The sequence below is a fragment of the Rhodococcus sp. M8 genome (assembly GCF_015654185.1).
In the GTDB taxonomy this organism is placed as follows: domain Bacteria; phylum Actinomycetota; class Actinomycetes; order Mycobacteriales; family Mycobacteriaceae; genus Rhodococcus; species Rhodococcus aetherivorans.
Map to the genome: position 1 here is coordinate 3675243 of NZ_CP064065.1, position 20516 is coordinate 3695758.

The following is a 20516-nucleotide window of genomic DNA, read 5'->3' on the forward strand; positions in this document are numbered from 1 at the left end:
GAGAAACCGCCTCCGAGCTGCGGCGATACGGCACCCCTCAGGAGCCCGCGCGCCGCCAGGCCCGGAACGTCAGCCCCCACGCCGCCACGCACCCGAGCAGCACCAGCGACGGGACCACCCCGGGCGAGGCGGACAGCAGCTCGGCGACCGCACCGACCAGCGCCAGCAGCGTGACCATGGTCAGGAACCCGAGCAGCAGCTCGAGCCGCTGCCGGCGCGACGGCCGGCGGCTCACGACTTGACGCCGCCGGCGGTCAGGCCTGCGATGATGCGACGCTGGAAGATCAGCACCATCACCACCAGCGGCACCATCACCAGGGTGCCGCCCGCCATGATCGACGCATACGGCGTCACATACGGGTCGGTCCCGGTGAACCGGGCCATCGCCACGGTCACCGGGGCGGTCTTCTCGCTCGACAGCTGCGACATGAGCAGGAACTCGTTGACGGTCGCGATGAACGCGAGGATCGCGGTGGTGAACAGCGCCGGCGCCGCGAGCGGCAGCATGATCATCCGGAACGCCTGGCCCCGGCTGGCGCCGTCCATGCGGGCGGCCTCCTCGAGCTCCCAGGGCAGCTCGGAGAAGAACGAGGTCAGCGTGTAGATCGTCAGCGGCAGTACGAACGAGATGTTCGGGATGATCAGGGCCTTGTAGCTGCCGATCCAGCCGATGTCGGTGAACAGCTGGAACAGCGGCGTCACCAGTGCGACGACGGGGAACATCGATGCGCCGAGGATGATGCCGGTGACGAAGTACTTGCCGCGGAAGTCGAACCGGGACAGCGCGTAGGCGGTGAAGACACCGACCAGCAGCGCGATCGCGGTGGTGGCCCCGGCGATGATCACGCTGTTGAGCAGCGCCCGGGAGAAGTTGACCTTCGCGGACGGGTCCAGGGCGTCCGCGAAGTTCTGCAGCGTCGGGTTCGTCGGCCACGGCGTGGTGCTGAACGTGTCCGCCGGGTCGCGCAGCGCGGTGACGATCATCCAGTAGCACGGGGCCAGGCCCCACACGACGATGAGTGCGACGCCGGCGTAGGTGCCGATGCTGCCGCGCAGGGCCTTGCCGGTGCCCGGTCGGCTCATGCCGGGGTCCCCTTCCGCTGTTCTTCCTGCGTGCGCACCGCGTTGGCGCCGAGGAACCGGACCAGGACGAACGCCACCGCGAAGATGATGAGGAACGTGATCGTCGACAGGGCCGACGCGGAGTTCGCGCCCTGGCGCATCTGGTCGACCACCAGCACCGAGATGGTGGAGGTGGCCGGGTTGGAGCCCATCATGATGGCGGGCAGGTCGTACATGCGCAGCGCGTCCATCGTGCGGAACAGGATCGCGACCATGAGCGCCGGCTTCACCAGCGGCAGCGTGATCTGGGTGAACCGCTGCCAGGCGGACGCGCCGTCGACCTTGGCGGCCTCGTACACGTCCGACGGGATCATCTGCAGCCCGGCCAGGATGAGCAGCGCCATGAACGGAGCGGTCTTCCACACGTCGGCGACGATGATCGCGAACCGCGCGGGCCACGGGTCGGCCGTCCACAGGATCTCGGTGCCGAGGATCTGGTTGGCGATGCCGTCGTTGGCGAAGATGAAGAACCACAGCTTCGCGGTGACCGCGGTGGGGATCGCCCACGGCACCAGCACCGACGCGCGCAGCAGGCCGCGACCGCGGAACGACTTCGCCATCACCAGCGCCATCGCGAACCCGATGACCGTCTCCAGCGCCACCGTCACCACGGTGAAGAAGAAGGTGTTGCCCACCGAACCCCAGAACTGCGAGCCGAGGGTGCCCGGCGGGCACGGGATCGAGCCCGTCGCGGTGCCGCAGCTCTGCGTGATCCAGCGGACGTAGTTCTCGACGCCGACGAAGCCGCCGGTGACGAACCGGCCCGTCTCGGGATCGAGCTTCTTCGCGTCGCCGTGGAACGACATCCACACCGCCCGGCCGAGCGGATACAGGATGACGACGGCCAGCACGACCAGTGTCGGCGCGACGAACGCCCACACCGGTATCCGCCGGCGCGCCTTCACTGCCGCGGCCGGCGGCTCGGGGGGCTCGGGAGCCCGGTGCCGGCCGCCTCCACGGCCACGGTCGGGACCGATCACTGCGGTCCCGACCGTGGTGGTGGGCGACTGGTCCGCGGGCTCGACCTGCGGCTTCGCCATGTACTACTCCTGCATCAGTTGCCGGCGGTCTCGATGCCGGCCTTGGTGTCCGCGAGCGCCTGATCCACCGTCTTCTCACCGCGGATCGCCGCGTAGGCGTTGTCGCGGATGGCCTTGGAGACCTGCGAGTAGTACGGGGTGACCGGACGCGGCTGCGCGTTGGCCAGGGATTCCTTCAGCGTCGCGAAGTACGGGTACTGCTCGAGGATCTGCGGGTCGTCGTAGACCTCCTCGAGGACCGGCGCGCCACCGGCCTCGGCGTAGTAGGTCTGCGACTTGCGCGTCTGCATGAACTCGAGGAAGTCGCGGGCGGTCGCCGGCGCATCGGAGAACGCGCTGATGCCGACGTTGTAGCCGCCCAGGGTGGAGGCGCCGGGGCCGTCCACGCCGGGCAGCACCGCGATGCCGTAGCGGCCGGCGACCGACGAGGACTCACCGTCGGTGAAGAATCCCGGCCAGGTGCGCATGAACAGGGCGCGGCCCTCGCCGAAGGCGTTCTGCGACTCGCCCTCGGTGTACGTCTGCGCGGCCTCGGGGATGGTCCCGTCCTTGAACGAGTCGACGACGAACTGCAGCCCCTCGGCGGTCTTGTCGTCGATGGCCGGCGTGGTGCCGTCCTCGGCGACGAAGCTGCCACCGTAGGCGTTGACGATCTCGGAGACGTTGACCGTCAGGCCCTCGTAGTTCTTGAACTGGCCGACGTAGCAGTCGATGCCCGCCTCCTGCGCCTTCGGGCACTGCTCCTTCAGCTCCGCCCACGTGGCGGGGGCCTTGTCGACCAGGTCGGTGCGGTAGTACAGGAACGCGCCGTTGGTGTTCTTCGGCGCCGCGTACAGGGTGCCGTTGTAGGTGGCGGAGTCGACCGTGGCGGGCAGCAGGCCGCCGGTCTCGATCGCGTAGTCACCCTCGAGCGGCCGCAGCCAGCCGTTGGCCGCGAACTCGGCGGTGTTGGTGACGTCCACGGCGATGAGGTCGTACTCGTCGCTCTGGGCCTGCATGCGCTGGGTGATGTCGTCGCGCTGCTGGTCCGCTTCCTTGCCCAGCGGCTTGAAGGTGACCTGCTCGTCCGGGTGCTCCGCGTTCCAGTCGGCGATGATGCTCTCGAGCGCCGTGTTCAGCGGATCCTGACCCTCGACGATCGTGATGGGGCCGCGGCCCTCACCGCCGGCGGCGGTGCCCCCTTCGCTGCCCGAGTCCGAGCCGCCGTCGGAGGAACAGGCCGTGAGCACCAGCAGCGACGCGGCGGACGCCGCGACCGCCGCGCGGCGCATCGCCTTCGAGTTCAGAATCATGAATGACTCCCCGTTGAGATCGTGAGAAAAGCCTCGTCGGCGGCACCCGGCCACCGACATCGGCCCTTACTCTGGCATGGAGGGCACCGGAGTGCAGGGATTCCGCGCGACCTTGATCGGTTCCGTGTCGTGCCCTGCCGCTCGGCTCAGCCCAGGCGACGGCCGTCGGATGTGGTGAAGACGTGCACCTGGTCCGGGTCGAACCGCAGGTGCACCCGCTCGCCCTTGTGGGGCGGATTGCGCCAGTCCCCGCGCGCGACGACCTGCTGCGGGCGGCCGGCGATCTGGGCGCGGCCGTAGATGTAGGCGTCGGAGCCGAGTTCCTCGACGACGTCGACGTCCATCCCCAGGCCGTCGGGCGCGATCTCGAAATGCTCGGGACGGATGCCGACCACCACCTCCGACTCGGTGACCTGGCCGACGACGTCGCGCGGCACCTGCACGGCGGTGTCGCCGAGCATCACCCCGCGGTCGAAGACCGGCAGCCTGAACAGGTTCATCGCCGGCGAGCCCATGAATCCGGCGACGAACACGTTGGCGGGCTTGTTGTAGAGCACGCGCGGCGACGCGCACTGCTGCAGGATCCCCTTGTCGAGCACGGCGACGCGGTCGCCCATCGTCATGGCCTCCACCTGGTCGTGCGTGACGTAGACGGTGGTGGTGCCGAGGCGGCGCTGCAGCTGCGCGATCTGGGTGCGGGTCTGCACGCGCAGCTTCGCGTCGAGGTTGGACAGCGGCTCGTCCATCAGGAACACCTGCGGCTGGCGGACGATGGCGCGGCCCATGGCGACACGCTGCCGCTGCCCACCGGACAGCGCCTTGGGCTTGCGGTCGAGGTACTGCTCGAGGTCGAGCATCTTCGCGACCTCCTCGACCCGCGCGCGGATCTCTGCCTTCGGCGTCTTGGCGAGCTTGAGGGCGAAGCCCATGTTCTCGGCGACGGACATGTGCGGGTAGAGGGCGTAGTTCTGGAACACCATCGCGATGTCCCGGTCCTTGGGCTCCTGCGCCGTGACGTCGCGGCCGCCGATGAGGATGCGTCCGCTGTGCACCTGTTCGAGTCCCGCGAGCATCCGCAGGGAGGTGGACTTGCCGCAGCCGGACGGGCCGACCAGGACGAGGAACTCGCCGTCCTCGATCTCCAGGTTCAACGCGTCGACGGCAGGCGTGGTCGACCCGGGGAACAGACAGGTCGCGTGGTCGAAGGTCACTGGGGCCATGGCAGGAGAATAGGCGACCCCGTCGCCGTGGTGTCCTTTCGGATCACCACGGGTCCGAAAGGGCACCACGGCGTAGCCTGCCTGGGTGAGTTCGGAGAAGATGCTGACCCGCATCGGTGGCCTGCTCCGTCAGGCGGAATCCACCGACAACCCCCACGAGGCCGACGCGTTCCTCGCCGCCGCGCAGCGGCTGGCCACGGCGGCGTCGGTGGATCTGGCGGTGGCGCGTGCCCACACGGCGGGCCGGGAGCGCCGGGCCACCCCCGTGCAGCGCCTGATCACCATCGGCGAGGCCGGCCGGAAGGGGTTGCGGACGTACGCGCAGCTGTTCCTGGCGATCGCCGCCGCCAACGACGTCCAGTGTGACATCACCACGACGTCGACGGTGATCTACGCCTACGGCTTCGCCTCCGACATCGACGTGTGCGAGGCGCTGTACTCCTCGCTGCTGGTGCAGATGGTCCGCGCCTCCGACGCGTACCTGCGCTCGGGCACCTACAAGGAGGAGACGACGGTGCGCACGGTGGTCGAGACCCGAGGGGGGCGGCGGGTGCGGGCCCGGGTGCGCCGGCCCGTCGCGGCCGTCACCGCGCGGCTGAACTTCCAGTCGGCGTTCGCGGCGCGGATCGGCCGGCGGCTCGCGGAGGCGAAGCAGGACGCGGAGCAGGAGGCGGCGGCCGCCGCACCGGGCACGGACCTGGCACTGCGGGACAAGCAGATCGAGCTGCGAGACTTCTACCGCAGCACGTCCGAGGCGCGCGGCAGCTGGCGCGGGCCGGGGGTAGGGGTGGGGCACTCGTCCGACGCCCGTCGCGCGGGGGACCGGGCGGGACGGCAGGCGCGCCTGGGTACGGCGCCGGAACTGCCGGTCCCGGCCCGGAGGTTGCCGCGGTGACCCGCCTGCGCGACACCCAGAGGACCGCCGTCTACGAGGCGGAGTCCTTGGTGCGCAAGATGTTCGACCGCGCCGACGAGCGCGGACTCCGGGTGGTGGAGCTGGCCGGGTCGCAGGTGACCCTGCCGGTGGAGCGGCGCTTCGCCTCCATCGATTCCGTCCAGGCGTACGTGGACTCGGTGCTGGCGCTGAACTGGGTGCGGGCGCGCTGGCCGCGGGCGTCGGTGCGGGTGCGCGTCCGGGCACGCGCCGGCCATGCCGCCGCTCACTACGAAAGCGATTGCGCCACAATCGCGCTCCCGGAGCACCGCGCGAACACCGCGTGGGCGTTCCGCGAGCTGGTGGTGCTGCACGAGCTGGCGCACCATCTGGATGCGTCCGATCCGGACGATCCGGCGGAGCCGCCGCACGGGCCCGCGTTCGTCGACCGGTTCCTGACCCTGGTCGGCGAGATCATCGGGCCCGAGGCGGCGTTCGCCCTGCGCGCCTGCGGCTTCGCTGCCTGCGAATGACACCCGCCGGCGGCCCGCCGGGAGGCTCAGCGGAGATCGGAACGATGTGACCTATTCTTGAATCGCCCTTGGGCATTCCTTACCGCGTGGGTGAGGTGGTCGCCGAACTGCTTGACGCGCCCGGAGACCTGGCCGCGCCTGCCCACGCTCTGCAGGTTCTTGTTTCCGGTCCGCTTGCCCAGGTTGTACCGGGTCTTGCCGACCACTTCCTCGGCCTTGTGCATCACCTTGTTGGCGAGGTGAGCCATGGTGCCCTCCTTAGCATTTCTGCGGGGACGGAGCCGCGCCCCGTCGAGGGTTGTCATACCCCCGGGGTGCCGCCGGGAAACGCCTCCGGGACATACCGATCGGTCCTTTATCACACCCTGGTGGTGCCGCACGCGCATTCCTGTTGATCGTCAGCGAACCGATGTTTGAAATGCGTAGTGTGGGCTACACCACATTCGAACCGCACCGCGGGCCCGACGCACCGGACCAGACATCGTGCGCAGCCGAGAACCTGCCCGCATCGCGGCCACTTGCAGGCGAAGGAGAATGGTCATGAAAGGTGGGGCACGAGTCGCTGCCGGGGTGAGTATCGGGTACTTCCTCGGTCGCACGCACAAGATGCGGCTGGCGTTGATGCTCGCGGGGGCAGGCCTGACGGGACGCCTGCCCAGCAACCCGCAGGACATCCTCAAGCGTGGGGCCTCGATGGTCGGGTCCTCACCGGAACTCGTCAAGATCACCGATTCGGTTCGTGGCGAACTGATGAGCGCCGCCCGCGCAGCCGCGGTCACCGCCGCGAGCAACCGGATCGATTCGCTCAACGATCGGCTCCAGCAGCGCGCCGCCGGACGTTCCAAGGCTGCCGAGGAGGAGCCGGAGGAAGAGGAGTACGCCGGCGAGGAGCCCGAAGACGAGTACGCCGAAGGCGAATACGAGGAGGAGCCGGGCGAGGAGTCCGCCGAAGAGGAGGAGTACCCGGAGGAGGAAGCCGAAGAGGAGGAATCCCCGGAGGAGGAAGAGGGCGCTCCGGAAGAGGCCGAGGAAGCCGAGGAGGAGGCCCCGAAGCCCGCGCGGCGGCGGCCGGCCGCCCGACGGCGCACCTCGGAATCCGCGAGCCGTCCCAAGGCATCCCGGGCCAAGTCGAAGCCACAGGAACCGGAGGAGTCCGGCGACGAGGGCGAGGAGCCGTCGAAGCCCCGGCGACGCAGCACCCGCGCTGAGACACCCTCCACCGGACGCGCTCCGGTCCGGCGCACGAGGAAGTGAGTCCGATGACGCGATCACTCGGAGACGCCACCCGCCGGCTGGGCAAGACCGCCACGGAGACCGTCGGCAAGGCCGGCAAGACCGCCGCCGGCACCGCGGGACAGGCCGGTAAGACGGCCACCGGGGCGGCCGGAAGCGCCGGCAAGGCGGTGCAGGACCTCTCACCCACCAAGCACCTGCAGAAGTCGCTGCAAGGTCTGGCCGGGACGTTTGCCGAGCGTGCCCTGTCGACGGTCTCCGACAAGGTGACCGGGACTGCTGGGCGCCTCAACGACTATGCCGAGGGCGGGGGCGGCAACCTGATGAGCGCCTTGACCGGCGGCCAGAAGTCCGCGGAGGGCGAGTCGTCGGTCAAGTCCGCCATGAGCACCGGCCTGGAGAACATCAAGCAGACCGCCAAGGACAAGTTTGAGGGCGTCAAGGAATCCCTCGGCGGAGGCGGAAAAGGCAAGGGCGCCGGCGGCAAGAAGATCAAGCTCACCAATATCGTCGAGCAGATCGACGTCGGCGTCCCGATCGAACTTGCCTACGACATGTGGACCCAGTTCGCGGACTGGCCGAAGTTCATGAAGAAGGTCGAGCAGGTCGAGCAGGCTTCCGACGAGAAGCTGCAATGGACCGGGAAGGTTTTCTGGTCGCGACGGACGTGGGAGTCGACGATTCTCGAACAGGTTCCGTTCGATCGGATCGTGTGGCGCTCGAAGGGCGCCAAGGGCTACATCGACGGGGCGGTGACCTTCCACGAGATCACCGACAACCTGACCCGCATCATCATGGTGCTCGAGTACCACCCCAAGGGGCTGTTCGAGAAGACGGCCAACCTGTGGCGAGCCGTGGGACGACGAGCACGACTGGAGCTCAAGCACTTCGAACGCCATGTGATGACCGAGGCCGTCCTGCACGCCGAGGACATCCAGGGCTGGCACGGCGAGATCCGCGACAGCGAGGTCGTCAAGGACGACGAGACCGCCCGGCGCGAAGAGGAAGAACAGGAGCAGGAGGACCAGGAGCAGGACGTCGGGGACGAAGGCGCGGAGGACGAGGCCGAGGACGAACTCCCCGAGGACGAGACCGAGGACGAGGAGGAACTCCCCGAGGACGAGGCCGAGGACGAGGCCGAGGACGAGCTCTCCGAGGACGAGGCGGAGGACGAGCTCCCCGAGGATCAGGACGAGGAAGACGAGGGCCTGCAGGACGAAGCCGACGAGGAGCCGGAGGAGGAACCGGCACCCTCACGGCGACGGCGCGCGGCCACCCGTAAGGGCGGCAGGCAAGGAGCACGCACATGACGATCCAACCCGCCGGCGGCGGGGGCGGCGGAGGTGGTGGCGGCGGCACGATGGCCCGCCCCAACTCCTCCGGTCTGGCCGACGTCATCGACACCATCCTGGACAAGGGACTCGTCATCGACGCGTTCGTGCGGGTGTCGCTGGTGGGCATCGAACTGCTGACCATCGACGCACGCATCGTGGTGGCCAGTGTCGACACCTATCTGCGGTTCGCCGAGGCGGTGAACCGGCTCGAGATCTCGCAGAACGAACCGAAGGGCCTGCCCGACCTCGTCGGTGACATCACCCAGGGCGGGGCGAAGCACAAGACCAAGGGCGCGCTCGAGGCCGCGGGCGAGAAAGTCATGGACTTCCTCGGCGACGTGGAAGACAAGCGGCAGACGGCCAGCCGACCGAAGAGAAGGGGGGATTGATGTCCACCGATCAGGCCGCAGAGGCACCCGAGAGCGAAGGCGGGCAGAGCACCGCGATGTACGTCTACGGCATCGTGCCGGCCGACGTGGAGCCCGAGGAGCACGCGAAGGGCGTGGGGAAGCCCCAGAGCGACGTCGCGGTGGTGCGCCACGGCGACATCGCCGCGCTGGTCAGCGAGATCTCGGTCGACCGGCCGCTCGGCACGCCCGACGATCTGAAGGCACACGCGGAACTGCTGGACGGTTCCGCGGCCGTCGCGCCCGTGCTGCCGCTGCGGTTCGGGGCGGTGATGACGGATGCGGAGGCGGTGGAGCGGGAGCTGCTCGAGGAGAACCACGACGAGCTGAAGGCAGCACTGGACGAACTCGAGGGGCGTGCGCAGTTCGTGATCAAGGGCCGCTACGTCGAGAACGCGGTCCTGCGCGAAGTGCTCGACGAGAACTCCGAGGCCGCCCGGCTGCGCGACGAGATCCGCGACAAGTCGGAGGACGCCACCCGCGACGCCCGCATGGCCCTCGGGGAGATCATCAGCCAGGCGATCGAGGCCAAACGCGCCGAGGACACCCGCCGGGTGATCGACGCCCTCGAGGCCCTCGAACCGATGGTCAACGAGCGGCAGCCCACCCACGAGGAGGACGCGGCCCACGTCGCCGTCCTCGTCGAACTCGACCGTCAGGGCGAGCTCGAGGAGGCGGTGGGGTCGCTCGCGCACGAGTGGGACGGCCGGGTCGAGATGACGCTGCTGGGCCCGATGGCGGCGTACGACTTCGTGATGAAGCGGGAACCGGAGGGCTGACACATGGGACTGATCTCGTCCATCCTCTTGTTGCCGCTCGCCCCGGTCAAAGGCGTGCTCTGGCTCGGCGAAGTCATCCAGGACCAGGTCGAGCAGACACTCCACGACCCGGCGACCATTCGGAGGGAACTCGAGGAGATCGACGAGGCGGCGGCGGCCGGTCGACTGTCGGAGGACGAGAAGGAGAAGGCACAGCAGGCGGTCCTCGACCGCATGATCCGGCCGGGCGGCGGTACGACACCCGCCGGGGGGAGTGAGAACCTGTGAGCGGCAGGGCGACGCCCGAGGATTCCGACGACGTCCACGACGACGACCAGCCGCCGCCTCTGACGGCAGGCGAGGCCGCCGCGGCCGCCCTCGAGCACCTCGTGGAGCTGACCTCGAAGGAGCCCCAGGGGGCCACCTCGGTGGAGCCGGCCGATCACGGCTGGACCGTGGAGATCGAGGTGCTCGAGGATCGGCGCATCCCGTCGTCGGCGGACATGCTGGCCCTCTACGAGGTGGAGATCGACCTGGACGGAAACCTGCTGGCATACCGCCGAACCAAGCGCTACGGCCGCGGCAGCAGCGACATCGGCGAAAGGGACCGGCGATGACCGTGATGGGGGGCAGCTCGTCGCCGCAGCCGTCCGGGGGCGGTCACCAGTCGACGAACCTCGGCGACATCCTCGAGCGGGTCCTCGACAAGGGCCTGGTGATCGCCGGCGACATCCAGGTCAATCTGCTCGACATCGAGTTGCTCACCATCAAACTGCGGTTGGTGATCGCCTCCCTCGAGACGGCGAAGGCCGTGGGCATCGACTGGTGGGAGTCGGATCCGTGGCTCAGCAGCAAGGCCCGCAACCGCGAGATCGATCGGGAGGACGACAAGCTGGAACTCGAGAACCGGCGGCTGCGCGAGCGGATCGCCGAACTCGAGTCCGGGCAGGGCCGCCGCGAGGCCGTCGAGAGCGCTCGTGTGGAAGAGGAGGATCGTGACTGACGGAACCGGAGTGTGGTTGTACGCCGTGACGGACGACGGGCTCGCCGAGGAGGACCTCGGCGGGCTCACCGGCGTCGCAGGGGAAGCGGTGCGCGCCGTGACCGCCGGGGGCCACTCCGCCGTCGTGGGTTCGGTGCCGCTCGAGGTGTTCGGGGAGGAGCCGTTGCGGCACAACCTCGAGGATCTGCAGTGGCTCGAGGCGACGGCCCGGGCGCACGACGCCGTGGTGTCCGCCCTCGTGCGGCGGGGTGCGGTGATCCCGCTGCGCCTGGCCACCGTCTATCTCGACGACGCCCGCGTGCGCGATCTGCTGGACGAGCGGCGTGCGGACTTCGAGTCGGCGCTGGCCCTGGTGACCGGCCGCACGGAGTGGGGTGTCAAGGCGTACGGCGACCGGCGGGCCCTCGCAGACGCGGTGGCGGAGGCGCAGATCGCGGGCAGCGCCAAGGGCTCCGGCACCGCCTACCTGCTCCGTCGCCGCGCCCAGCTGTCCGCGCAGGAGTCCGTCGAGCGCGACGCCGCGGCCCGTGCCGACGAGATCCACTCCCGGTTGGTGCGGCAGGCCGCCGCGGGCCGGCGTCAGGCCGCGACGGATCCGGCGCTGAGCGGCCGGCGGGACTGGATGGTGCTCAACGGCACGTATCTGGTGGACGACGACCGCGCGGACGAGTTCGCGGCGACGGTCGAGGAACTCGGCAAGGAGTTTCCCGGGATCCGGCTCGAGCTGACCGGGCCGTGGCCGCCGTATTCGTTCGCCGGTGTGGAGCGGACATCCACATGAATCACGTCAGCGAGAGCGCCGACGGCGAGCGCCGCATCGCCCTCATCGACCTGCTGGACCGGGTGCTCGCCGGCGGGGTCGTCATCACCGGCGACATCAAGCTGTCCATCGCGGACGTCGACATGGTGCAGATCTCGCTGCGTGCCCTGATCTCGTCCATCAGTACGCTGTCGGTCACCGGGATCGAACCGCCCGTCCCCCGCGACGCCCTGGAGGCGCCGGATGAGTGAATTCGACGGCATTTCACCGCGTATCGACTCGGATCCCGAGTCGGTCGAGCGTGGGCTGGTCACGCTCGTCCTCACCCTCGTGGAGCTGCTGCGGCAGCTGATGGAGCGGCAGGCGCTGCGGCGCGTGGACGAGGGGGACCTGAGCGACGAGCAGATCGAGCGCATCGGCACCACCCTCATGCTGCTCGAGGAACGCATGGGGGAGTTGCGTGACCACTTCGGGCTCACCCCCGAGGATCTCAACATCGACCTCGGACCGCTGGGGACACTGCTGCCCCGGGAGTGAGCCCGCGCCGCTCACATGCCGGCGACCTCGATGCGGTCGTGATCCGCGACGGCCCCGGCGAGGATCCGCACGTGATCCTCCACGGTGCCGAGCGTGTGCTCGATCGCGGTCAGCCGGCTCACGTAGTGGCCGACCGGGTATTCGGCGGTGATGCCGATACCGCCGTGCATCTGGATCGCCTCCTGCCCGACCTTCCGTGCCGACCGGCCCACCTGCAGCTTGGCCCGCGACGCGATGGTCGGGTCGACGATGCCGTCGGCGAGGGCCATGGTGGCGTACAGGCTCATGCTCGACGCCAGTTCGAGCAGCACGTACATGTCGGCCGCGCGGTGGGTCAGGGCCTGGAAGCGGGCGAGCGGGGCGCCGAACTGCTTGCGCTGCTTGAGGTAATCGGTCGTCAGGCGCAGCGTCTCGGCCAGCGCACCGACCGCCTCCGCGCACAGGGCGGCCTGGGCCCGTACCTGGGCGGCGGTGATCGCCGCCGTGGCGTCCACGGCCTCGCCGAGCGGCACGGCGACGGCCGAGTCGAGGACGAGTTGCGCGGCGCGGCGCTCGTCGTGGGTGCGGTACGCGGTGCGGGTGACGCCGGCCGCGTCGGCGTCGACGAGGAACAGCCCGGCACCTCCCTCGGGAAGGCGGGCGGACACGACGAACGTCTCGGCGCAATCCCCGTGCAGCACAGGGTTCTTGCGGCCGGTGAGGGACCAGGCGTCGCCGGTGCGGGCGGCGGTCGTGGCGACCTCGGTGGCGGGCCACCGGCTGCCGGGCTCGTCGTGGGCGAACGCGAGCAGCAGCGCGCCCTCGGACAGCCGCGGCAGGAGGTCCGCGCACTGCTCGTCGGTGCCGACCTCGGCGACGAGGCCGCCCGGCAGGAACACCGCATTCAGCAGCGGTTCGGGGGCCAGGGCTCGGCCGATCTCGCCCATGACGGCCATGACCTCCACCGGTCCGGCGCCCATTCCGCCGTGCTCCTCGGCGAACGGCAGGCCGAGCACGCCGAGTTCGGCGAGCTGGCGCCACACCTCGTCGCTCCAGCCGCGGTCGGTGTCGGCGACCTTGTTACGGGTCTCGGTGTCGTAGGTGCCCGAGAGCACGTCGCGGACGGTCTTGCGGAGCAGGTCCTGTTCGGTATCGAGTTCGAAGTTCATGACAGTGGCTCACAATCCGAGGATGGAGGAGGCAATGATCGAGCGCTGCACCTCGCTCGACCCGCCGTAGATGGACACCTTGCGGTAGTTCAGGTAGGTCGGGGCGGTGTGCTGCGCCCACTCCGGCGAGTCGATGCCCGCGGCGCCGACGGGCAGCGAGTCGGGTCCGGCGATGTCGGTGAGCAGTTCGGTGACCGCCTGCTGCAACTCCGAGCCGCGCAGCTTCAGCAGCGACGACGCCGGATTGGGCTTGCCGTCGGCGGACCCGGCGACCACCCGCAGCTGCGTGAGCTCGAGCGTGAGCAGTTCGTTCTCGAGCTCGGCGAGGCGCGCGGCGAACAGCGGATCGTCGATCAGGGTGCCGGATCCGGTCCGGGTCTGCGCGGCGAGCTGCTTGGCGCGGGCGAGCCGCACCTTGGTGGCGCCGACGCGGGCGATGCCGGTGCGTTCGTTGCCGAGCAGGAACTTCGCGTAGCTCCAGCCCGCGTTCTCCTCGCCGACCAGGTTCTCGGCGGGGACCCGCACGTTCTCGAAGAAGACCTCGTTGACCTCGTAGCTGCCGTCGACGAGCTTGATCGGGCGGACGGTCACGCCGGGCGTGGTCATGTCGATGAGCAGCATCGAGATGCCGGCCTGCTTCTTCGGCGCATCCGGGTCGGTGCGCACCAGGCAGAAGATCCAGTCGGCGTGCTGGGCGAGGGTGGTCCACGTCTTCTGGCCGTTGACGATGTAGTCGTCGCCGTCGCGCACCGCGCGGGTCTTGAGTGAGGCCAGGTCGGAGCCGGCCTCGGGCTCCGAGAATCCCTGGCACCACCAGATGTCGAGGTTCGCGGTGGCGGGCAGGAAGCGCTCCTTCATCTCCTGCGAGCCGAACTGCGCGATCACGGGACCGATCATGGACGCGTTGAACGGCAGCGGATCGGGCACCGAGGCGAGCTGCATCTCGTTGAGCCAGATGTTTCGCTGCACGGGAGTCCAGTCCTTGCCGCCCCACTCGACGGGCCAGTTCGGCACCGCCAGACCCTTGGCGTTGAGGATCTGCTGGCTCCGGACGACCTCGTCGCGGTCCAGGTGCCGGCCGGCAGCCACTTTCTCTCGGATCTCGGCGGGGAACTCGGTGGTGAAGAACGTGCGCAGTTCGTCGCGGAACGCGAGCTCTTCGTCGGTGAGCTTCAGGTTCATGGGGGCCTTCCGTCACGGTTGTGCCTGTGCGAGCGCAGCATGGGACCACGGCCCGATCCCGTTTTCACGCTGCATGATTCGCGGAGGGATGGGGGCTCGTTCGCCCTGGTGCTGCGTACACCCGTACTGTAACTTGACACTGTTAGGTTGTCCAGGCCGACCCCGGGACCGACCCCCGGACCGACGCCGAGGAAGGAGCGCCGATGGCACGACCCCGTACCCCGCTGCTCAGCCGCCCGCTCATCCGCGAGACCGCCCTGCGCCTCGTCGACGCGCACGGACTCGACGAACTGTCCATGCGCAAGATCGCCGCCGAGCTCCATGTCAGCGCGCCGTCGCTGTACAGCCACTACTCGAACAAGGACGAGCTGCTCGACGACATCGCCGACCAGGTCGGCGAGTCCGTCGACATCAGCGGATTCGACACCGACGACTGGCAGGAGGCGCTGCGCGGCTGGGCGAGGTCCTACCGCGCCGCTCTCGCCGAGCACCCGAACCTCGTACCGTTCCTCGCGCGCAGCCCGGGCCGGCGCGAGGTCGCGCTCGATCAGGCCAACGCCGTGCACGGCGGCCTGACCCGGGCCGGGTGGCCGCCACGGACCGCGACCCTGATCGGCGCGTCGATCAAGTACATCGTCGTCGGCTCGGCCATCGCCTCGTTCTCGGGCGGCTTCCTCGACGACCTCACCATCTACCGGGAGCGCTATCCCCATCTGTCCCAGGCACACCGGCTGCGCGAGCACGCGGACGAGATCGACCGCGACGGCTTCGAGCTGGCGCTCGAGTCGTTCCTGCAGGGCCTGGCGCAGCGGTTCGCGAGCCTCACCGGCGCGGACCGCTGACCGGTCTGTAGGTACGGCGCAACCGCACGAACCGCAGATGCCGGCCCGCCGCCCGGAAGTCGGCCTCGCTGCCGTCGACGTCGAAGCCCATCGCCGCGCACAACCGCGGCGCGACCTTAGGGTGCCGGCGCCCGTACCGCGCCATGAACTCCGCCGCCTCCTCCGGATCGAGGAACTCCGCGGCCACCGCGACCCGTTCGCGGCCCGACTCGATCCGCGCCGCGGGATGCGCCCGCAGGTTGCGGTACCAGTCGGTCTGCTTCCCGAAGCCGACGGCCACGACGAATCCGCCGGACGTGTCCTCGTGGTTCACCACCTCGAGCACCGTCTGCCGCGGCAGTCCGCTGCGCCGGCCGACATGGTGCAGCAGCAGGAACCGGCGGCCCAGCACCCGCCCCAGCCCGATCCGGTAGAGGTGGATCGGAGCGCGCAGGAATCGGCGGCGCAGTCCGGTCGGTGGTGCGGCAGGCTCGGTGATGCGCATTCCTTCACTGTGCGCCCGATCCGTCCGCTGCACCACCGGGACGCCCACACGGATCGGCTGCGGGACCGGCGCGACGGCCCTACCGTTGACTCATGCACCGTCCCATTCGCATCGGTCTTCAACTGCAGCCCCAGCATCAGCCCGACTACGGGAAGATCCGCGACACCGTGCTCCGCGCCGAGGACGCCGGCGCCGACATCGTCTTCAACTGGGACCACTTCTATCCCCTCTCCGGAGACCCGGACGGCGCCCACTTCGAATGCTGGACGATGCTCGGCGCGTGGGCCGAACAGACCGAGCGCGTCGAGATCGGAGCGCTCGTCACCGGCGGCGGCTACCGCAATCCCGAGCTGCTCGCCGACATGGCCCGCACCGTCGACCACATCAGCGGCGGCCGGCTCATCCTCGGCATCGGCGCGGGCTGGTTCGAGAAGGACTACGTCGAGTACGGCTACGACTTCGGCACCAAGGGTTCCCGGCTGAAACTGCTCGGCGAATACCTGCCCCGGATCACCGCGCGGCTCGCGAAGCTCAACCCCCAGCCAACCCGGCACATCCCGCTGCTCATCGGCGGCGGCGGACCCCGCAAGACCATCCCGCTGGTGGCACAGTACGCCGACATCTGGCACAGCTTCGGGGACCTCGACACCCACAAGGAGAAGGCGGAGATCCTCGCGGCGCGCTGCGCCGACGCCGGCCGCTCACCGAACGAGGTCGAGCGGTCCGTGCCGTGGCCCGGAACCGCGCACGCGGCCGCCTTCGTCGACGCGGGCGTCACCCTGTTCACCGTCGGTGTCGGCGGTCCCGACTACGACCTGAGCGGCCTCCTCGAGGCGATCGGGTGGCGGGACGAGAACTCCGCACCGCCGCTGTCCGGGCTGGCCTGACCGGGCCACCCCAGGGCCGGGAGGCGGCAACCGGGGTCCGGTTCTCGGCTGCCCGCGCGCACATCGTCGTTGCGTCCGCCTGGTCACTCTGTTTACTGTAGTTGAAGCCACGTATGGTCGACCCCCGCGGAAGGCGGTGAGCGGCGTGAACCCTGAAGGCGTGTGGATCGCCGGTGGATACCAGTCCGACTTCGCGCGGAACCTGACCCGGGAGGACCGGAACATCGCGGACCTCGTCGCGGAGACGGTGACGGAAACGCTGCGCGACGCCCGCATCGACGTCGCCGACGTCGGGGTGATCCACGTCGGCAATGCCTTCGGACAGCTCTACACCGGTCAGGGACACCTCGGCGGCATGCCGGCCTCCGTGCTGCCCGAGCTGTGGGGGATCCCGGCCACCCGGCACGAGGGGGCCTGCGCGTCCGGCTCCCTTGCCGTGCTCGCCGCGATGGCCGATCTCGAGGCCGGGCGCTACGACTGCGCCCTCGTGCTCGGCGTCGAACTCGAACGGTGCGTCCCCGGCGACGCCGGCACCCGGGTCATGAACGCCGCGGCCTGGGTGGGACAGGAAGGCGCCGACGCGAAGTACATGTGGCCGTACATGTTCGACAAGATCGCCGACGAGTACGACCGCCGCTACGGCCTCGACGACGAGCACCTGAGGGCGATCGCGGAACTGAACATCCGCAACGCCCGCGCCAATCCGAATGCGCAGACCCGCAACCGGACCTACGGACCCGGCAGTTTCGGCCCGGACGAGGCCGCCAATCCGGTGGTCGAGGGACGCCTCCGCAGGACCGACTGCAGTCCGCTGACGGACGGCGCCGCGGGCGTGGCGCTGCTGAGCAACCGCTACCTGAGCCGGCACCCACGCACCGTCGACGACATGTCCCGCATCCTCGGCTGGGGCCACCGCACGGTCGGACTGTCCTTGTCCGGCAAGCTCGCCCGCGACGGCGACGACCCCCTCGTCATGCCGCACGTGCGCGCCACGATCGTCGACGCGTTCGAGCGGAGCGGCATCGGCGGCGTCCGGGACCTCGACCTGATCGAAACACACGACTGCTTCACCGTCAGCGAATACCTGGCCGTCGACCACTTCGGGATCACCGCCCCCGGCCGGAGCTGGCAGGCGATCGAGAACGGCGACCTCGAGATCGGTGGCCGCATCCCCATGAACCCCAGCGGGGGGCTTCTCGGCGGCGGGCATCCGGTCGGCGCCACCGGAGTCCGGATGCTGCTGGACTGCCACCGCCAGGTCACCGGCCGCGCCGGCGACTACCAGGTCCCCGGCGCCACACGAGCCGCGACCCTGAACATCGGCGGAAGTACGACCACCACGGTCAGTTTCGTCGTCGGCTGAAAGGACATCCATGGAACTCGAGATTCTGGGACGGGCACTGTCCACCCTGCCCGCGGACGACGACCACCCGTACCGCACCGGTCCGTGGCGCCCGCAACACACGGAGCGGCGTGCCGACGACCTCGAGGTGATCGGCGACCTGCCGGCCGACCTCGACGGCGTGTACCTGCGCAACACCGAGAACCCGGCGCACCCGGCACTCGAAGGTCTCTATCATCCCTTCGACGGTGACGGCATGATTCACGTCGTCGGATTTCGCGACGGAAAAGCCTTCTACCGCAACAGATTCGTGAAGACCGACGGCTTCCTGGCCGAGCAGGAGGCCGGTGGCCCGTTGTGGGCGGGCATCGCCGAACGGCCGCAGAACTCGATCCGCCAGGACGGCTGGGGCGCCCGCGGCCGCATGAAGGATGCCTCCAGTACGGACGTCACCGTGCATCGCGGCGTCGCCCTGACCAGCTTCTGGCAGTGCGGGGACCTCTACCGCCTCGACCCGACCACGCTCGAGACCCTCGGCAAGGCGACGTGGGACGGCCGATTCCCCTCCGACTGGGGCGTTTCCGCGCATCCCAAGGTCGACGCCCGCACCGGCGAACTGCTGTTCTTCAACTACGGCACCGACGCCCCGTACCTGCACTACGGCGTGGTCGACGCCGACGATCGGCTGGTGCACTACGTCGACATCCCCCTGCCCGGCCCCCGCCTGCCCCACGACATGGCGTTCACCGAGAACTACGCGATCCTCAACGACTGCCCCCTGTTCTGGATCCCGGAGGCCCTCGCGCGCGGCAAGTACGTGCCGCGCTACCACCCCGACCTGCCGATGCGGCTCGGCGTGATTCCCCGGCGCGGCCGTCCCGACCAGATCACCTGGTTCGACGCCGACCCGACCTACGTGCTGCACTGGACCAACGCCTACGAAGACGGCGACGAGATCGTGCTCGAGGGATTCCATCAGGAGACACCGGAACCGCCGGACGACGGCACCGGACCGATCTACCGGCGGCTGTTCCGTTCGCTGGCGCTCGACCGCATGGGCACCCACCTGCACCGCTGGCGGCTGAACCTGCGCACCGGCTCGCTCACCGAGGAACGGCTGTCCGAGTCCGTCACCGAATTCGGGATGATCAATCCGCATCACGGCGGCGTCCGCCACCGCTACACCTACGCCGCGACGGGGGTGCCGGGCTGGTTCCTCTTCGACGGCCTCGTCAAACACGACGTGCAGACGGGGGCGGAGGAGCACTACTCGTTCGGCGAGGGCGTCTTCGGCAGCGAGACCGTGATGGCGCCCCGCACCGGGTCGGCCGCCGAGGACGACGGCTACCTGATCACGATCACCACCGACATGAACCGGGACCGGTCCGAATGCCTGGTCTTCGACGCGCGGCAACCGGGGGACGGACCGCTCGCGCGGATCGGACTCCCCGAACGGGTCTCGAGCGGCACCCACTCGACCTGGGCGGCGGGTTCGGACCTCCCGGGGTGGCGGGACGCGGACCGGGCAGGCGACGTCCTGAACCTATGATCAGCTGTCGATGGCAGGTTCCGGCACGGTCACCGAACTCGAGCCGGGCGGTGACAACGCGATCGCGGTCACCCTCGGCATCCTCGGCGACGAGTGGAACCTGTGGATTCTGCGGTACGCGTTGCAGGGCGACCGCCGCTACCGGGACTGGATCGAGCGGGGGGAGATCTCCAACGCGGTGCTGACCGCGCGCCTGGCCCGCCTCACCGACGCGGAACTCCTCGAGCGGGTGCAGTACCAGGAGCGGCCGGCTCGACACGAGTACCGGTTGACGGCCCGCGGCCACGGCGTGTGGCCGGTTCTGCTCACCATGTGGGCGTGGGAACAGCAGTGGGCGCCCGATCACCGGGGACAGCTCCCGGCCAGGCGGCACGGGGTCTGCGGCGCCCGGTTCACACCGGTGCTCGTCTGCGGCCACTGCGACCGGCCCGCCGGCGCACCCGACGTGGACGCGCAGCTCGGCCCCAGCGGACAGTGGCCGCGCAGTGTGCCGGCCGCGACCGGTCGCCGACGGTCCGGCCGTGCTCGCGCGCCGGAGATCCTGCCGCACACGATGGAACTGCTCGGCGACCGGTGGTCGGCGGCGCTGCTCGGGGCGGCGTTCCTCGGCGCCACCCGCTACGGGCAGTTCGCCGAACGCATGGGGGCACCTCCGACGGTGGTGGCCGACCGGCTCCGGCGCTTCACCGAGCTGGGCGTCCTGCAGGAACTGCCCAATCCCGACCGCCCGGCGTGGGTGACCTACCACCTCACCGACAAGGGGCGGGCGTTCTTCCCCGTCGTCGCCTGCATGATCGACTGGGGGCTGCGCTGGTTCCGCGCACCGGAGGGACCGGCGATCGTCCTGCGTCACCGCCACTGCGGCCACAGCTTCGCACCCGCACTGACGTGCAGTCACTGCAGGGAGCGGCTGCGGGCCTCCACCGTCTCGATCGAACCCACCGGCGGCTGACCCGCCCCGGCACACCC

26 protein-coding genes are annotated in these 20516 nt (G+C 69.8%); 17 read left to right on the plus strand and 9 right to left on the minus strand.

Features of this window, described 5'->3' with window-relative positions; all coding sequences use genetic code 11:
* Positions 1-37 precede the first annotated feature (37 nt).
* From ISO16_RS16650 to ISO16_RS16670, 5 genes are all read right to left on the minus strand, one after another.
* A complete protein-coding gene (locus ISO16_RS16650; RefSeq protein WP_006932283.1) occupies positions 38-235 on the minus strand; it encodes a hypothetical protein in 198 nt (65 codons plus the stop codon).
* A complete protein-coding gene (locus ISO16_RS16655) occupies positions 232-1083 on the minus strand; it encodes a carbohydrate ABC transporter permease (protein WP_006932281.1) in 852 nt (283 codons plus the stop codon). Before ISO16_RS16655 ends, ISO16_RS16650 begins: the two co-directional genes overlap by 4 nt.
* Positions 1080-2162, minus strand: a complete 1083-nt coding sequence (locus ISO16_RS16660; RefSeq protein ID WP_029546719.1) for a carbohydrate ABC transporter permease — start codon at positions 2160-2162, stop codon at positions 1080-1082. The genes ISO16_RS16655 and ISO16_RS16660 overlap by 4 nt, the downstream gene beginning before the upstream one ends.
* A gap of 14 nt (positions 2163-2176) precedes the next feature.
* On the minus strand, positions 2177-3454 hold the full coding sequence (locus ISO16_RS16665) for an ABC transporter substrate-binding protein (RefSeq protein ID WP_006932272.1): 1278 nt from the start codon (positions 3452-3454) through the stop codon (positions 2177-2179).
* A 146-nt stretch (positions 3455-3600) separates the two neighbouring features.
* The gene (locus ISO16_RS16670; RefSeq protein WP_072636697.1) at positions 3601-4674 is read right to left on the minus strand and encodes an ABC transporter ATP-binding protein; all 1074 of its coding nucleotides are present in this window, start codon (positions 4672-4674) and stop codon (positions 3601-3603) included.
* An 85-nt stretch (positions 4675-4759) separates the two neighbouring features.
* Between ISO16_RS16670 and ISO16_RS16675 the strand changes: the two genes are divergently transcribed.
* Both ISO16_RS16675 and ISO16_RS16680 read left to right on the plus strand, forming a co-directional pair.
* Positions 4760-5569 (plus strand): DUF2786 domain-containing protein, encoded by an 810-nt coding sequence (locus ISO16_RS16675; protein WP_072636698.1) that lies wholly within the window; start codon positions 4760-4762, stop codon positions 5567-5569.
* The gene (locus ISO16_RS16680; protein WP_050036166.1) at positions 5566-6081 is read left to right on the plus strand and encodes a TIGR04338 family metallohydrolase; all 516 of its coding nucleotides are present in this window, start codon (positions 5566-5568) and stop codon (positions 6079-6081) included. Before ISO16_RS16675 ends, ISO16_RS16680 begins: the two co-directional genes overlap by 4 nt.
* Before the next feature lie 26 nt (positions 6082-6107).
* Here ISO16_RS16680 and ISO16_RS16685 read toward each other — a convergent pair whose 3' ends face one another.
* Complete coding sequence (locus tag ISO16_RS16685; RefSeq protein ID WP_006932247.1) at positions 6108-6329, minus strand: CsbD family protein; 222 nt, start codon at positions 6327-6329, stop codon at positions 6108-6110.
* A gap of 292 nt (positions 6330-6621) precedes the next feature.
* On the opposite strand from ISO16_RS16685, the gene ISO16_RS16690 reads away from it, so the two are divergent.
* From ISO16_RS16690 to ISO16_RS16735, 10 genes are read left to right on the plus strand one after another with little or no spacing between them, the layout of a single operon-like run.
* Positions 6622-7335, plus strand: a complete 714-nt coding sequence (locus ISO16_RS16690) for a hypothetical protein (protein ID WP_072636699.1) — start codon at positions 6622-6624, stop codon at positions 7333-7335.
* 5 nt (positions 7336-7340) lie between these two features.
* On the plus strand, positions 7341-8624 hold the full coding sequence (locus ISO16_RS16695; protein WP_072636700.1) for an SRPBCC family protein: 1284 nt from the start codon (positions 7341-7343) through the stop codon (positions 8622-8624).
* Positions 8621-9037, plus strand: coding sequence for a gas vesicle protein GvpJ (gene gvpJ, locus ISO16_RS16700; protein ID WP_072636701.1), 417 nt, complete (start codon positions 8621-8623; stop codon positions 9035-9037). The genes ISO16_RS16695 and gvpJ overlap by 4 nt, the downstream gene beginning before the upstream one ends.
* Entirely contained in the window at positions 9037-9834 is a 798-nt protein-coding gene (locus ISO16_RS16705; protein ID WP_072636702.1) for a GvpL/GvpF family gas vesicle protein, read from the plus strand. Before gvpJ ends, ISO16_RS16705 begins: the two co-directional genes overlap by 1 nt.
* A gap of 3 nt (positions 9835-9837) precedes the next feature.
* Positions 9838-10101 carry a gas vesicle protein GvpG gene (locus tag ISO16_RS16710; RefSeq protein WP_043800940.1) on the plus strand — a complete coding sequence of 88 codons (264 nt, stop codon included), beginning with the start codon at positions 9838-9840 and terminating at the stop codon, positions 10099-10101.
* The gene (locus tag ISO16_RS16715; protein ID WP_072636703.1) at positions 10098-10430 is read left to right on the plus strand and encodes a gas vesicle protein GvpO; all 333 of its coding nucleotides are present in this window, start codon (positions 10098-10100) and stop codon (positions 10428-10430) included. Before ISO16_RS16710 ends, ISO16_RS16715 begins: the two co-directional genes overlap by 4 nt.
* Positions 10427-10816, plus strand: coding sequence for a gas vesicle protein (locus tag ISO16_RS16720; protein ID WP_006932229.1), 390 nt, complete (start codon positions 10427-10429; stop codon positions 10814-10816). Before ISO16_RS16715 ends, ISO16_RS16720 begins: the two co-directional genes overlap by 4 nt.
* Complete coding sequence (locus ISO16_RS16725) at positions 10809-11597, plus strand: GvpL/GvpF family gas vesicle protein (RefSeq protein WP_072636704.1); 789 nt, start codon at positions 10809-10811, stop codon at positions 11595-11597. Before ISO16_RS16720 ends, ISO16_RS16725 begins: the two co-directional genes overlap by 8 nt.
* A complete protein-coding gene (locus tag ISO16_RS16730) occupies positions 11594-11827 on the plus strand; it encodes a gas vesicle protein (protein ID WP_065923282.1) in 234 nt (77 codons plus the stop codon). The genes ISO16_RS16725 and ISO16_RS16730 overlap by 4 nt, the downstream gene beginning before the upstream one ends.
* A complete protein-coding gene (locus tag ISO16_RS16735) occupies positions 11820-12113 on the plus strand; it encodes a gas vesicle protein K (protein ID WP_072636705.1) in 294 nt (97 codons plus the stop codon). Before ISO16_RS16730 ends, ISO16_RS16735 begins: the two co-directional genes overlap by 8 nt.
* 11 nt (positions 12114-12124) lie before the next feature.
* Here the strand turns inward: ISO16_RS16735 and ISO16_RS16740 are convergent, their stop codons facing one another.
* Positions 12125-13261 (minus strand): acyl-CoA dehydrogenase family protein, encoded by a 1137-nt coding sequence (locus ISO16_RS16740; RefSeq protein ID WP_072636706.1) that lies wholly within the window; start codon positions 13259-13261, stop codon positions 12125-12127.
* 9 nt (positions 13262-13270) lie between these two features.
* Complete coding sequence (locus tag ISO16_RS16745) at positions 13271-14443, minus strand: acyl-CoA dehydrogenase family protein (protein WP_029546726.1); 1173 nt, start codon at positions 14441-14443, stop codon at positions 13271-13273.
* A 203-nt stretch (positions 14444-14646) separates the two neighbouring features.
* Here ISO16_RS16745 and ISO16_RS16750 point away from each other — a divergent pair, with 203 nt between their 5' ends.
* A complete protein-coding gene (locus tag ISO16_RS16750; protein ID WP_072636707.1) occupies positions 14647-15285 on the plus strand; it encodes a TetR/AcrR family transcriptional regulator in 639 nt (212 codons plus the stop codon).
* Here the strand turns inward: ISO16_RS16750 and ISO16_RS16755 are convergent.
* Entirely contained in the window at positions 15266-15769 is a 504-nt protein-coding gene (locus ISO16_RS16755) for a nitroreductase family deazaflavin-dependent oxidoreductase (protein ID WP_072636708.1), read from the minus strand. The genes ISO16_RS16750 and ISO16_RS16755 overlap by 20 nt on opposite strands.
* A 92-nt stretch (positions 15770-15861) precedes the next feature.
* Here ISO16_RS16755 and ISO16_RS16760 point away from each other — a divergent pair, with 92 nt between their 5' ends.
* From ISO16_RS16760 to ISO16_RS16775, 4 genes are all read left to right on the plus strand, one after another.
* Positions 15862-16656, plus strand: a complete 795-nt coding sequence (locus ISO16_RS16760; protein ID WP_072636709.1) for an LLM class F420-dependent oxidoreductase — start codon at positions 15862-15864, stop codon at positions 16654-16656.
* 136 nt (positions 16657-16792) lie between these two features.
* The gene (locus tag ISO16_RS16765; protein WP_072636710.1) at positions 16793-18019 is read left to right on the plus strand and encodes an acetyl-CoA acetyltransferase; all 1227 of its coding nucleotides are present in this window, start codon (positions 16793-16795) and stop codon (positions 18017-18019) included.
* A 10-nt stretch (positions 18020-18029) separates the two neighbouring features.
* Entirely contained in the window at positions 18030-19547 is a 1518-nt protein-coding gene (locus ISO16_RS16770) for a carotenoid oxygenase family protein (RefSeq protein ID WP_072636711.1), read from the plus strand.
* 10 nt (positions 19548-19557) lie between these two features.
* A complete protein-coding gene (locus tag ISO16_RS16775) occupies positions 19558-20499 on the plus strand; it encodes a winged helix-turn-helix transcriptional regulator (protein WP_170914001.1) in 942 nt (313 codons plus the stop codon).
* The last annotated feature ends 17 nt before the right edge of the window (positions 20500-20516 follow it).

Bases quoted from the DNA above. Each gene is read 5' to 3' on its own strand.
- ISO16_RS16655 (WP_006932281.1), bottom strand. From the start codon at position 1,083: ATGAGCCGACCGGGCACCGGCAAGGCCCTGCGCGGCAGCATCGGCACC.
- ISO16_RS16660 (WP_029546719.1), bottom strand. From the start codon at position 2,162: ATGGCGAAGCCGCAGGTCGAGCCCGCGGACCAGTCGCCCACCACCACG.
- ISO16_RS16665 (WP_006932272.1), bottom strand. From the start codon at position 3,454: ATGATTCTGAACTCGAAGGCGATGCGCCGCGCGGCGGTCGCGGCGTCC.
- ISO16_RS16670 (WP_072636697.1), bottom strand. From the start codon at position 4,674: ATGGCCCCAGTGACCTTCGACCACGCGACCTGTCTGTTCCCCGGGTCG.
- ISO16_RS16685 (WP_006932247.1), bottom strand. From the start codon at position 6,329: ATGGCTCACCTCGCCAACAAGGTGATGCACAAGGCCGAGGAAGTGGTC.
- ISO16_RS16690 (WP_072636699.1), top strand. From the start codon at position 6,622: ATGAAAGGTGGGGCACGAGTCGCTGCCGGGGTGAGTATCGGGTACTTC.
- ISO16_RS16695 (WP_072636700.1), top strand. From the start codon at position 7,341: ATGACGCGATCACTCGGAGACGCCACCCGCCGGCTGGGCAAGACCGCC.
- gvpJ (WP_072636701.1), top strand. From the start codon at position 8,621: ATGACGATCCAACCCGCCGGCGGCGGGGGCGGCGGAGGTGGTGGCGGC.
- ISO16_RS16705 (WP_072636702.1), top strand. From the start codon at position 9,037: ATGTCCACCGATCAGGCCGCAGAGGCACCCGAGAGCGAAGGCGGGCAG.
- ISO16_RS16710 (WP_043800940.1), top strand. From the start codon at position 9,838: ATGGGACTGATCTCGTCCATCCTCTTGTTGCCGCTCGCCCCGGTCAAA.
- ISO16_RS16720 (WP_006932229.1), top strand. From the start codon at position 10,427: ATGACCGTGATGGGGGGCAGCTCGTCGCCGCAGCCGTCCGGGGGCGGT.
- ISO16_RS16730 (WP_065923282.1), top strand. From the start codon at position 11,594: ATGAATCACGTCAGCGAGAGCGCCGACGGCGAGCGCCGCATCGCCCTC.
- ISO16_RS16735 (WP_072636705.1), top strand. From the start codon at position 11,820: ATGAGTGAATTCGACGGCATTTCACCGCGTATCGACTCGGATCCCGAG.
- ISO16_RS16740 (WP_072636706.1), bottom strand. From the start codon at position 13,261: ATGAACTTCGAACTCGATACCGAACAGGACCTGCTCCGCAAGACCGTC.
- ISO16_RS16745 (WP_029546726.1), bottom strand. From the start codon at position 14,443: ATGAACCTGAAGCTCACCGACGAAGAGCTCGCGTTCCGCGACGAACTG.
- ISO16_RS16750 (WP_072636707.1), top strand. From the start codon at position 14,647: ATGGCACGACCCCGTACCCCGCTGCTCAGCCGCCCGCTCATCCGCGAG.
- ISO16_RS16755 (WP_072636708.1), bottom strand. From the start codon at position 15,769: ATGCGCATCACCGAGCCTGCCGCACCACCGACCGGACTGCGCCGCCGA.
- ISO16_RS16760 (WP_072636709.1), top strand. From the start codon at position 15,862: ATGCACCGTCCCATTCGCATCGGTCTTCAACTGCAGCCCCAGCATCAG.
- ISO16_RS16770 (WP_072636711.1), top strand. From the start codon at position 18,030: ATGGAACTCGAGATTCTGGGACGGGCACTGTCCACCCTGCCCGCGGAC.
- ISO16_RS16775 (WP_170914001.1), top strand. From the start codon at position 19,558: ATGGCAGGTTCCGGCACGGTCACCGAACTCGAGCCGGGCGGTGACAAC.